General features: G+C 38.9%; 12 protein-coding genes. 11 read left to right on the forward strand and 1 reads right to left on the reverse strand.

The window, feature by feature from the left end; translation table 11 throughout:
* The first annotated feature begins 149 nt into the window (after nt 1-149).
* The 7 genes from msbA (at nt 150) to B0169_RS14575 (ending at nt 7,624) form a co-directional block, all read left to right on the forward strand.
* Entirely contained in the window at nt 150-1,913 is a 1,764-nt protein-coding gene (msbA, locus tag B0169_RS14540) for a lipid A export permease/ATP-binding protein MsbA (protein WP_077287057.1), read from the forward strand.
* Nucleotides 1,914-1,936: 23 nt separating this feature from the next.
* On the forward strand, nt 1,937-3,022 hold the full coding sequence (gene lpxK / locus B0169_RS14545) for a tetraacyldisaccharide 4'-kinase (protein WP_077287060.1): 1,086 nt from the start codon (nt 1,937-1,939) through the stop codon (nt 3,020-3,022).
* Between the two features lie 60 nt (nt 3,023-3,082).
* Nucleotides 3,083-3,262 (forward strand): Trm112 family protein, encoded by a 180-nt coding sequence (locus B0169_RS14550; protein WP_077287064.1) that lies wholly within the window; start codon nt 3,083-3,085, stop codon nt 3,260-3,262.
* A gap of 41 nt (nt 3,263-3,303) precedes the next feature.
* Nucleotides 3,304-4,068: a 3-deoxy-manno-octulosonate cytidylyltransferase gene (kdsB, locus tag B0169_RS14555; protein ID WP_077287067.1), complete on the forward strand. Its 765-nt coding sequence runs from the start codon at nt 3,304-3,306 to the stop codon at nt 4,066-4,068.
* 541 nt (nt 4,069-4,609) lie between these two features.
* A complete protein-coding gene (locus B0169_RS14560) occupies nt 4,610-5,374 on the forward strand; it encodes an AzlC family ABC transporter permease (protein WP_077287070.1) in 765 nt (254 codons plus the stop codon).
* Complete coding sequence (locus B0169_RS14565) at nt 5,374-5,691, forward strand: AzlD domain-containing protein (RefSeq protein ID WP_164474806.1); 318 nt, start codon at nt 5,374-5,376, stop codon at nt 5,689-5,691. Before B0169_RS14560 ends, B0169_RS14565 begins: the two co-directional genes overlap by 1 nt.
* A gap of 496 nt (nt 5,692-6,187) precedes the next feature.
* Entirely contained in the window at nt 6,188-7,624 is a 1,437-nt protein-coding gene (locus B0169_RS14575) for a zinc-binding metallopeptidase family protein (protein WP_202971832.1), read from the forward strand.
* An 86-nt stretch (nt 7,625-7,710) separates the two neighbouring features.
* Here B0169_RS14575 and B0169_RS14580 read toward each other — a convergent pair whose 3' ends face one another.
* Nucleotides 7,711-8,808, reverse strand: a complete 1,098-nt coding sequence (locus B0169_RS14580; RefSeq protein WP_077287076.1) for a 1-acyl-sn-glycerol-3-phosphate acyltransferase — start codon at nt 8,806-8,808, stop codon at nt 7,711-7,713.
* A gap of 505 nt (nt 8,809-9,313) precedes the next feature.
* Here B0169_RS14580 and hpf point away from each other — a divergent pair.
* The 4 genes from hpf to nudC all read left to right on the forward strand — a co-directional run bounded on the left by hpf (nt 9,314) and on the right by nudC (nt 11,772).
* A complete protein-coding gene (gene hpf, locus B0169_RS14585; protein ID WP_077287079.1) occupies nt 9,314-9,670 on the forward strand; it encodes a ribosome hibernation-promoting factor, HPF/YfiA family in 357 nt (118 codons plus the stop codon).
* A 206-nt stretch (nt 9,671-9,876) separates the two neighbouring features.
* Nucleotides 9,877-10,290 carry an alternative ribosome rescue aminoacyl-tRNA hydrolase ArfB gene (gene arfB / locus B0169_RS14590; protein WP_077287082.1) on the forward strand — a complete coding sequence of 138 codons (414 nt, stop codon included), beginning with the start codon at nt 9,877-9,879 and terminating at the stop codon, nt 10,288-10,290.
* Between the two features lie 68 nt (nt 10,291-10,358).
* Entirely contained in the window at nt 10,359-10,733 is a 375-nt protein-coding gene (locus B0169_RS14595) for a winged helix-turn-helix transcriptional regulator (protein WP_235838583.1), read from the forward strand.
* Nucleotides 10,726-11,772 carry an NAD(+) diphosphatase gene (gene nudC / locus B0169_RS14600; protein WP_077287088.1) on the forward strand — a complete coding sequence of 349 codons (1,047 nt, stop codon included), beginning with the start codon at nt 10,726-10,728 and terminating at the stop codon, nt 11,770-11,772. The genes B0169_RS14595 and nudC overlap by 8 nt, the downstream gene beginning before the upstream one ends.
* Nucleotides 11,773-11,790 lie beyond the last annotated feature (18 nt).

Below are 11,790 nucleotides of genomic sequence, written 5' to 3' on the forward strand. Positions count from 1 at the left end.
GCCGTCAAATGATGTGATTAATTACTGTGATAAAAGTTTATCAGTTGGTTGATTGGCAAAATAACGCTAAAATAGTCAGGCAATTTACTAATACAATTAAAAAATCCCTTAAATGAGCGGGACTTTTTAATAACGCATTGAGAGTATTAATGTCGACAAAATCATCATCAACGACTAATGAAAGTAACACTAAGCAAAACTTTAAGCGTTTAATGGCATATGCGAAAGCGTATAAAGCCGCTGCGTTAGTGTCAATTTTGGGCATGTTAGGCTATGCAGCCATCGACAGTTTTGTGTTTTCACAGCTGCAGCCGCTCATCGATAAAGGCCTAGATGGTCAAGACCCCGAGTTTATGAAATGGGCACCATTTGTCATTGTTTTAATGTTTGTACTTCGTGGTATATGTCACTTTGCCGGTAACTATACCTTAGCTTGGTTGGGTAATAATGTTGTTGCTAATATTCGTCAGGAATTATTTCAGCATGTCATGTCCATGCCTGTTGCTTATCATGATAAAGAATCAACGGGCAGTTTAATTTCAAAATTAACCTTTGATACAGAGCAAGTACTGAGTGCGGTTTCCAAAGCTTTGTTAACATTAGTACAGCAGGGCGCTTTTGTTATTGGCTTGTTGATCGTGATGTTTTATAACAGCTGGCAATTAGCCTCAATTTTCTTGCTGATCACACCTATTATCGCCGGTATAGTGACGGTGATTTCTCGTCGTTTTCGTAAAATCAGTAAGGGTATACAAAATGCGATGGGAGAGGTGACCACAGCCGCTGAACAAACCTTTAATGGCCATAAAGTGGTATTAACCTTTGATGGTCAACAACGAGAATTTGAACGTTTTTCAGACATCAATAAGCACAATCGTCAACAACGCATGAAAATGGTTGCAACACAAGCTGCCAGCGTACCTATCATCCAAATTATTGCTTCATTTGCTTTAGCTTTTGTTTTGTATGTTGCTAACCTAGACTCGATGCGTACAGAAATCTCCGCGGGGATATTTATGACTGTATTGATGTGTATGGTGACATTGCTACGACCATTAAAACTTCTAACGACAGTCAATAGCGAGTTTCAAAAAGGTATGGCGGCCTGTGTCAGTATTTTTGCCGTACTTGATCAAAAAACTGAACGTGATACCGGCACAATAGCAATCGAGCGTGCGAAAGGTACTTTAGCATTTGAACATGTTAATTTCTTCTACAACGATGAAGAAAACAAGCAGGCACTTACGGATTTAAGTTTTACGGCTAATGTCGGTGAAACGGTTGCATTAGTTGGCCGCTCAGGTAGTGGTAAGTCAACTGCGAGTGCTTTATTACTGCGGTTTTACAACGCCACTAGCGGTAGGGTTCTTGTGGATGGTCAAGACATTACCGATTACAAATTAAAAGATTTGCGTAAGCAGTTTGCCTATGTTTCTCAGCAAGTGGTGTTATTTAATGACTCTATTGCGAACAATATTGCTTATGGCAAACCGCAAGCAACGCGCGAAGAAATAGCAGACGCCGCACGCAAAGCGCATGTTATGGAGTTTGTTGAAGCTTTACCTGAAGGCTTAGATACCAATATTGGTGACAATGGAGCTATGTTGTCGGGAGGGCAACGTCAACGCGTCGCTATTGCACGAGCATTATTGTGTGATGCTCCGTTTCTTATTTTAGATGAAGCGACCAGTGCATTGGATACTGAGTCTGAACGTCATATTCAAGATGCGCTGAGTATTTTACAAAAAGATCGTACCTGTATTGTCATTGCACATCGACTATCAACCATTGAAAGTGCCGATAAAATAATTGTCATGGAACAAGGGCAAATTAAAGAACAAGGCGATCATCAAACCCTATTGGCGAAAGATGGTGCTTATGCGCAATTACATAAGTTTCAATTTGGTGCTTAGCTTTAGCTAAGTGGTAATAAATTATGCGCTTAATTGAGAAAGTTTGGTTTCAAGGGCACTCTGCTAAATGGTGGATGGTGCCTATATTATTACCACTTATGGTGGTGTTTGCCGGGCTGAGTTTTATCCGCCGTTTAGCTTACAAAATAGGGCTGTTGCAAGCGGTAAAAGTGTCAGTGCCCGTCGTTGTAGTCGGAAACATTGGTGTTGGTGGCAATGGTAAAACCCCAGTAACACTTTATTTAGTTGAAAAGCTGACCGAACAAGGCTTAAAGGTTGGTGTAGTAAGTCGCGGTTATGGTTCAAATGCGCCGTACTACCCCTATCAAGTACACGCAGAGAGTACTGCAGAACAAGCCGGTGATGAGCCACTACTTATCTTTCAACGCAGTGGGGTTAATGTCGTTATAGGCTCAGATAGGGTGGCGGGTTGTCAATTACTGATTGAACAAGGCTGTGATTTGATTATTGCTGATGATGGCTTGCAACATTACCGCTTAGCACGAGACTTTGAATTTGTGGTAGTTGACGGTAAGCGTTTATTTGGTAATGGCTTATTACTGCCTGCTGGGCCACTGCGTGAAACAAAGCAGCGAATCAATCATGCCAACTGCGTTATCGTAAATGGCGAAAGTTCATGGCTAAAACAAGCACATAATTTAGATATTCCGGCGTTAACCATGCAGTTAACAGCCAATAAAGTGGTGAATGTTAAAACCGGCGAAAGTGTTAAATTATCGGACTTTTTGGCGCAATATCTTGTTAGTGAATATAAAGTAAATGCTTTAGCAGGTATTGGCGATCCAAAGCGATTTTTTAATACCCTCGAACAATATGGTTTTACAATAGCAAGGGCGCAAGGTTTTGTTGATCATCAAACATTTACCGTCGATGATTTACAGTCATTTTCTGAAGATTTACCACTATTGATGACTGAAAAAGATGCGGTAAAATGTGCCAGCTTTGCGCAAGAAAACTACTGGTATTTACCCGTCGACGCGGTATTTTTACACACTTCGAATGTTGAAAATATTACGGCAGTAATAACTGAGCTTGTTAAGCTAGTTGATGAGCATGACGCAAGAGACTCTTATGAGCTCAAGCGATAGAAATTTAACACTTGATGCACAGGTATCAAGTTATTGGTTTTACATTTAAGAGAGATAATTATGGCGTTTGATATTAAATTAATGGAAATTCTTGCCTGCCCAGTATGTAAAGGAAAGTTAGAATATAATAAAGCACAGCAAGAATTGATTTGTAAGTTTGACCGTTTAGCTTACGCGATAGATAAAGATATTCCAGTGCTACTTGAGAGTGAAGCTCGTCGTATTACAGAAGATGCTTAACCTGGTTAGATTTATAATAAAACAAGATTAATGAGGTCTATATGTCGTTTGTAGTAGTGATCCCTGCGCGTTTTGAGTCATCTCGATTACCGGGCAAAGTACTGGCCGATATCGCAGGAAAACCTATGATCCAATGGGTTGTAGAAAAGGCCTTAGCCAGTGGTGCTGAACAAGTTATTGTGGCAACTGATAATGATGATGTTGCCAAGGTGGTAAAAAGTTTTGGTGGTGAAGTATGTAAAACCCGTGCTGACCATCAATCAGGTACTGAGCGATTAGCTGAGGTGATGGAAACTTATCAGTTTTCTGATCAACAAGTGATTGTTAATGTGCAGGGTGACGAACCTTTTATCCCAGTGGAAAATATTGTGCAAGTTGCGGGTAACTTATCTAACCAAAGCCAAGCCCGTATGGCAACATTAGCGATGAAAATTACTGATGTTAATGAAGCATTAAATCCGAATGCTGTAAAAGTGCTCTGTGATAAAAATGGTTACGCCATGTACTTTAGTCGCGCAACAATCCCATATGATCGTGAACGCTTTCTCAATAGTAAACATATTGACACCATTGGTGATTTTTACCTTCGCCATATTGGCATATATGCCTATAGAGCTGGATTTATTAAAGACTATGTACAATGGCCGACAAGTCAATTAGAGCAAGTTGAGTCATTAGAGCAATTGCGAGTGCTGTGGCAAGGAGAAAAAATTCATGTTGCCGTAGCAAATACAGCTTTAGAAGTAGAAGGTGTTGATACACCAGAAGATTTAGAGAAAGCTAGGCTTTACGCAAATTCGTTATAAAAAGCGACAACAGCAACAATAAAAAGAGGCTATCAAGCCTCTTTTTTAATTATAAAGCGCTTAGTAAAACGGTTATTCTGATTGCTTGTTGTTTACTTTAGCGCCATTGAATAATGTTATTTTAGTTTGCTGGTAAGAAAAACGTAAAGCCATCTTACTCATGATGTCAGGTTAATAAATGTTATCCACTTTATCAGTTAGAATGTAAGGTACTTTATTTAAATAACCTGAATTCTGGATAATGAGTGCTTGATATTCAAGTGATTCAAAAGCTTAGGTGGCAAGGTAAATGCTGTAGCAAGGTGAACATCACTAATAGACATCATCAATGCTTCATTTTATGCCATTTCCAAGGCAAAACGTTTATCAATAGCGGGCTATTTATCGACGTTTTAACGCAGACAATGGGTTAAAAAGGAGGATTGAGCAAGTGCTGCTTATCCAGAATTCAGGTTAAATAATTGATATTTCTGATCCAACCCGTTATTAATACTGAGCTAGTTTTTTAATTTTGTCGCTCGTTAGTTTAGGTGAATAGTTGATGGTACTGACCAAGAAACAAGCTCGTTTGCTTATGGTAAAAAAAGGCTTTTTAGATATGTTACCGCTTAACTTAGCGGTGTTACCTTGGGGCATTCTTTGTGGCTCATTGGCGATTCAACGAGATTTTTCGGCATTTGAAGCTATTTTGATGCCATTGATAGTGTTCGCTGGCTCGGCCCAGCTCGTTGCAATTGAATTAATTGCTAATAATGCCTCGCTAGCAACGATTTTATTTACCACTTTTATAATCAGCTCTCGGCATTTTCTATATGGTTTAGCCTTACGTGATAAATTAAAAGTTTTACCAACACCTTGGCGTTATGGCTTAGGTTTTCTATTAACCGATGAATTGTTTGCTTTATCGGGGCACTCTAAAGCCTTTGTTGGGCAATTACGTCTTGTTTATGCCTTAGTAGCAGGCGGCAGCTTTTACTTGTTTTGGTTACTGTGGAATGTGACAGGCGTTATCGCCGGTAGTTATTTACCCGACTTAACACATTTAGGTTTAGATTTTGCTATTGCAGTAACTTTTATTGCACTGGTGATCCCGACAATTATTAATTTACCCATTTTAGTTACTGTGATTGTGGCAGGATTATTATCTGTGCTGTTTAAGTTAATGGCATTTGAACTAGACTTGGTTGCTGCGGCTTTAATTGCCATGTATTGCGGTTACCTTACCGAGCGTTTCCAGCAAAAATACTCTGCAGCTAGCAGCGATGGTCATAATGGTGATACTCGTCAAATATTGAAGGATAAATAATGACATTGCTAACGATTATTTTGATGGCCTTGATCACTTTCACGACCCGATATTTATTTATTCACCCTAGGTTACCTGTTCGCCTCGGCGCAAAAATGGCAAAGCTATTAAGTTTTAGTGCTCCAGCCGTATTGACCGCTATTTGGGTACCGATCATTTTTGTGCAACAAGGGCAGTTAAATGTGTCTTTAAATAACCCTTATTTGATCGCGGCTAGTTTTGCGGTGTTAGCTGCGGCAAAAAGTAAGAGCATTTACCTAACCATGTTGGTTGGGTTGATCACGTTTATCATCAGCCGTTATTTTTTTGTGTTGTAAGCTTTTTAGTCAGCGCTAACTTGTAATACCTTCTTAACCATTTAAAAACTCATGAAATGGTTGGGGCTCATGAAACTTATACCCAAACCACTTGAAAATGCAGGATTGTGCAAGTCGAAAAAGGGTTAGCACCAAGGCATTGATTGAAAGGAATGGTTGTTCCATTGTTAAAATCAATAACGCCGGAGATAACCCTTTATCGACTTGCCCTTCGGGCGCTAAGCTAGAAAACCAGTGCAGCGTTGCATACATGGATGGATGTACTGAGCTTTTGTCTGGAGCAAAAAAGCTGTGCAGCACTTGATAAGGGAATAACCATTATCTGCGTACTGTGCCTTGCGCTGATTTCCTAGCTTAACGCTGAAACTGCATTTTCAAGTGGCTTGGGTATATAGCTAAAAGTACACCAGTTATCGAATAAAGCTTGTCAGTTGATAACGTTAGCTTTTATGATGGCGCACGCCTTTTATCTCAGATGAGCATTGTAAATATTATTATGAAGTTAACTAAATCATTAACCGCCATCGCTATTGCGAGTGCGCTGACTTTTATCCCAAGTACTTTTGTACAAGCAGCAGGCACTCAAGCGAAGCAAGAATCAGCTTCTAGCTGGTTAAACTTGAGCGCCAAAGAGCTTAAAGCGGTAGAGCGCTACGCGAGTGAATATAAAGATTATATTTATAAAACCCCAACCGAACTTACTTTTGTTACCGAAACCATTAAACGTGTTGAAAAACAAGGGTTTAAAATATTAAACGAAAAAAGTAAATTAACACCAGGGGCACGTTTTTATGACGTGAACCGAGACCGAGCAATTACCTTAATGGTGATTGGAGAAGAGCCGTTGGAGCAAGGCACGCGGATCGTCGGTGCTCACATTGATGCGCCACGTTTAGAGCTTAAGGGGCGACCATTATTTGAAAAACAAGAATTTGCCATGTTTCAAACTTATATCCATGGCGGTATTAAGACTTATCAATGGGTGAATATCCCACTAGCCTTAGTGGGCAGAGTTGATAAAAAAGATGGTACAACGGTTAATATTTCTGTTGGCTTTGATGACAATGATCCTATCTTTTTGGTTACTGATTTAGCTCCGCATGTTGACTCACCCAATCGTAAACGTACTAGCCGAGAGGTGATTGGCAAAGAAGAGCTTGATGTTATTGTTGCTGCTAAACCTGAATTAGATAAAAAAATCAAAGATCAGGTCAAAGACTATTTAATGTCTGAATATAATATTGCTGTTGAGGACTTAGTTTCCGCTGAATTGGCGTTAGTGCCGGCAACTAAACCGCGTGATGTTGGCTTTGATCGCAGTATGATTGCCGCTTATGGTCAAGATGATAAGGCTTCATCAATAGCAGCAGTGAAAGCGTTAACTGAGCAAAAAGTTCCTAAATATACTGCTATTGCTTATTTGGTTGATAACGAAGAAGTCGGTAATATTAATAATACTGGTGCAAGCTCTACTTACTTAGTGGATTTGATCAGCGGTTTACTCTACAACGAAAAAGGTGATCGTTACAATGATTACCAATTGCGTAAAGTGTTACGCAATACCAAAGTTATTTCTGCCGATGTTAATCCTGGTGTCAACCCAACATGGTCAAGTGTTTGGGAATTAGGTAACGCGCCACGCTTGGGTAATGGCGTTAACTTAAAGCTTTACGGTGGTGGTTTTAACGCAAACTCTGAGTATATGGCATGGACACGTAACTATTTAGATAATGCTGATATTAAGTGGCAAACCTCAACGTATAAAGGTAAGGCATCAGGTGGCACTATTGGTAGTGACCTATCAAACGATAATATGGAAGTAATTGATTTTGGTATTCCTATCTTATCTATTCACTCACCTTATGCAGTAGGTTCAAAAGTTGATTTATATTCGTTGTATAAAGCGATGTCAGCATTTTACCAAGAAAAATAAAGGTTAAAAGTTATTACAACTAAAATCAAAAAGCCGTATTAATACATACGGCTTTTTTATCAAGTTAATCGCATGTGCTGATTTTGTTAAAGCGTCTGTTTTGCGATAACCGGATTAGCATACATAGTTAATAACCAGTGTTGCTGCTCTGCTGTCAGATTTTCCATACGCTTGTTAAGTTGCGCCAACATTGAATTATCAGTATCTTGCTGATTCAAAGCTGCGTGAGCAACTAAATTACTGTCATAGAGTTTATAGTTGCTGATGATCTCTTTATCAATGGCTGCTGCGATAGCTTTGCTATCAGCGTAATCACCAATGATAGGCTGGCAAAACTCAATATGCACTCGACCTTTTTGCCCGACTAAACCTTGAGTGATACTTTTCAGATCTTCACCTTCTTGCTTTTTATAGCTGCCAGTGGCTTCTTTTTCTGCAAGTTCAATGGCTTTATCACTATCACAGGGATCAAATTCATAGGAAATAGACACGGGCACTATATTTAATTCTGCTAGATAATCAGCGATTGGAGTTTGTTTATCTTTATTTAGCAGTAGCATAGAGATTAAAGCAGCATTTGTTTTATCTATACCGTCTTTAGCTCTGCCTTCACGTTGGGCAATCCAGATGTTCTGTTTACGATTAGCAACGGTGTCATGAATGTAAGCTGATAATTGCTTTGATGCATTAAGCATAGCGCGTTTACTTTCTGCACTACGTTTAACAATAAAACTTTTATTAATACGCATTAAGTCAGCCACCCAAGGCTGGTGTAATAAATTATCACCAACGGCTGCTTCAACAGTGCTGATACCACTTTTATACAAAGCAAGGTTTACTAATGCAACATCTAATACAATATCACGATGGTTACTGATAAATAGTGCGGGTTTAGTATTATCAAAATTATCAATCCCACTAAAGCTGAAACCAGCGGTACTGTTTTTAATTAGGTGATGTAAGTATTTTGCAACTTCCATTTGAATTTCATCAATACTATGAAACTTTTGGGCACGAAACTTTAATGACCACTTAACGATTGAACAGGCAAGTGCGGGCAGTGATTGGTACAAGCGGGGCATTTTTAAACTAGCAATAGAGGCTTGCAAGCCTTTTTCGTTAATTAAACTTTCAATTACCTTAACTACCTCATCATCACGATAAGGGCGTATATCATCAAACATTCAAAAATCTCTTCTATTACAGAAAACAAATAATAAGCCAACAACGATTATAACTGAATCATATTGAAAAATGCGCATTTTGTTTGTTCGTTTAATGCTTTAAATTTGAAATAATAACAATAGGACATTCATTATTGTTAACGTAGTTACGTACTGGGCTCTTGTAAAGCATCAGATGATTTCAGTTAAATATTCAATTGTAGTTGCTTGGTGAATCAGGGCGTAACGAGTTATTGGTCTTTTTACTACTTTTATAGTAGCCAGCCTAGCTATGCTTTTTAGGTTTATCGAGGAAAAATTTAATTGATAGTGAACTTGTCGCCATCTTTTCGTTCTGATGTTATTAAAGCGAGATTAAGTTAAGCTCGAAAGACAGTAAGATAGCGTTGTTAGTATTGATTTAAGCAGTCGCTAGTCGATTAATCGTAATATTTACTAAATTAACTTGCGTTTTTAACATTTAACCCCAACTATTGATATGAGTAGCTAATAAAAAGGAATACCTATGAAAATAAATCTTTCAGGTCATCATGTTGACGTTACTGATTCAATCAAAGAACATATCAATGAAAAGTTTTCAAAAATAGCGACACACTTTCCAACCCTAATTTCACTCGATGTTATTTTATCGCACGAACATAACCAGCACAGTGTTGAGCTTCGAACCACTTATGAAGGTGGACGCATTTCTGCATCAGCAAGCGATAGCGTCATGTATCCGGCTATTGCCACAGCTGCAAAAAAATTAGATGCCGCATTAAAGCACCGTAAAGGTTTATTAAAAGCTAATTTGCATAGTAAACCAGAGGTAACGGCACCAGAAATTGCCCATGAAAAGGTTCAAGAGATGAATCTCAACTAATTCAACAACTGATAAATGTCAGATTTTTAACCAGGGAGGCTACCGCCTCCTTTTTAATGCCAAGTTATCCTACTTCATCACTCAAAGATGTAAAAATCAACGTCAAATCACCCAGCAGCTCAATGAGAGTAAAGGTGAATTTAGTTTGGTATAACACGCAAATATGCTTAAGATAGACATTTTAATAACATGTCATTAGAGATAATATGCTAGAGATTTCCAATAACGTTGTCATTGCTGACTGGGAAATTGAGCTTACAGGTATCAGAGCCACAGGTAATGGCGGTCAGCGAGTTAATAAGGTCGAAACGGCTATCCATTTACGCTTTGACATTAAGCGCTCGTCTCTACCCGCTCTATATAAAGAACGACTGCTAAAACTATCGGACAGTCGAATATCAACTGACGGTATTGTCATCATTAAAGCGCAATCTTATCGAACGCAAACCATGAATAAAGATGACGCACTAAAGCGTCTAAAAGCATTAATTTTGTCTGCCATGATAGTACAAAAAGCGCGACGAGCCACCAAGCCGACGAAAGGTTCGAATCTTCGACGTTTAGATGCAAAAAAACGGCTTAGCTCTAACAAAGCCTTGCGTGGCAAAATAAACCATTAATCATCAATTACTATTTGCTTCTTAACTACACTTTATGTACTTTACTACATAAAGTGTAGTTAGGTTTTATGAGAGTAAATTCTATGTCATTGCCGATCCCCGGTTCAGCTGTTCGTGGCTCAAAAACAGGTAAGCCGATTATGGCTTTACTTGATTTACTTGGTCGTACTTGGTGTTTGGGGGTTATTTGGCAGTTACGCCAAGGAACCTTGAGTTTTAGTGAGTTGCAACTGCGCTGCGAAAATATTTCACCCACATTGTTAACCAAGCGGTTGAAAGAGTTACAACAAACTAATTTAATTGAAAAAAATTTACAAGGCTATCAATTAACCGCTATTGGTTTTGCGCTGTTTCAAGTAATTGCACCCTTAAGTCAATGGTCGAAACTATGGCAATTATCATTCGAAGAACAGTCAATGTTACAAGAGAGCGAAAATGAATAATGATTTAACCTTTTCTCAAATGCCACTTGATCGTGCTTCAACACTGAGAAAAGATCAAACTTGGATGCAAGATAAATTAAGCTCAGAAGATAGTTGCTTCTATTTTTTTTGGCGAGGTAAGTTTCTTTATTATCAGCAGAAGTTAGCCGTATACACTAGAAAAAACGGCATTAACTCTGCACGTGAAGTTAATTATGCTGATGTGTTTACCGAACTTTCACAGACAAGCGATGCTGTTTTTTTGGGCACAAGTGCTGATATTGCTTATTTTGTTTGTGATTTATCGATAATGAATGACGATGAAATAGCGGGGTGGCTGAAAAAACTTAATATTGATAATAGCAAGTTTATTGACTTTAGGCGTTCACTGTCACTATTAAGCCCATCACAGGCCGCTATTCTGAGCTACGGTAAAGCCTTAATACATTGGCAGCAAAGTGCTTTACATTGCGGTTATTGCGGCGCAAAAACTAAGGCATTAGATGGTGGTCATCGGCGTGTTTGCCTTTGTGAAAATTGTCAAAAAGAGCATTTTCCGCGCACAGACCCTGCTGTTATTATGCTGGTGGAATATCAACCAAAATTTGGCCCAGCAGTTTGCTTATTGGCTGAACATCATCGAACACCAGAACAAGCATTTTCAACACTTGCTGGTTTCGTTGACCCTGGAGAGTCATTGCAGGAAGCTGTTGCAAGAGAGGTTCTTGAAGAGGCAGGGGTGCAAGTAAATAACGTTCGTTACGTCGATTCACAACCTTGGCCATTTCCTAATTCCCTTATGGTAGGTTTTATTGCACAAGCTAGCAGTTTGGATTTGTGTCTTGAAGAAGAAGAGTTGCGAAGTGCCGCTTGGTTTACTGCTGAGCAACTAATGAACTTTAAGGATTGGGGAGACGATGCTGCAGGCCCTAAACTACCACGAAAAGAGTCCATAGCAAGGTTACTCATTGATACTTGGTGCAAAAGTCAATTTGAAGCTAATGCCAAGACTGAAAAAATGGCTGTAGAAGTAAAGACTGCGCTTTTAGCGAGTTCGTGATGTTAACTTAGGCACTAT

It is taken from the genome of Cognaticolwellia aestuarii, assembly GCF_002000025.1.
In the GTDB taxonomy this organism is placed as follows: domain Bacteria; phylum Pseudomonadota; class Gammaproteobacteria; order Enterobacterales; family Alteromonadaceae; genus Cognaticolwellia; species Cognaticolwellia aestuarii.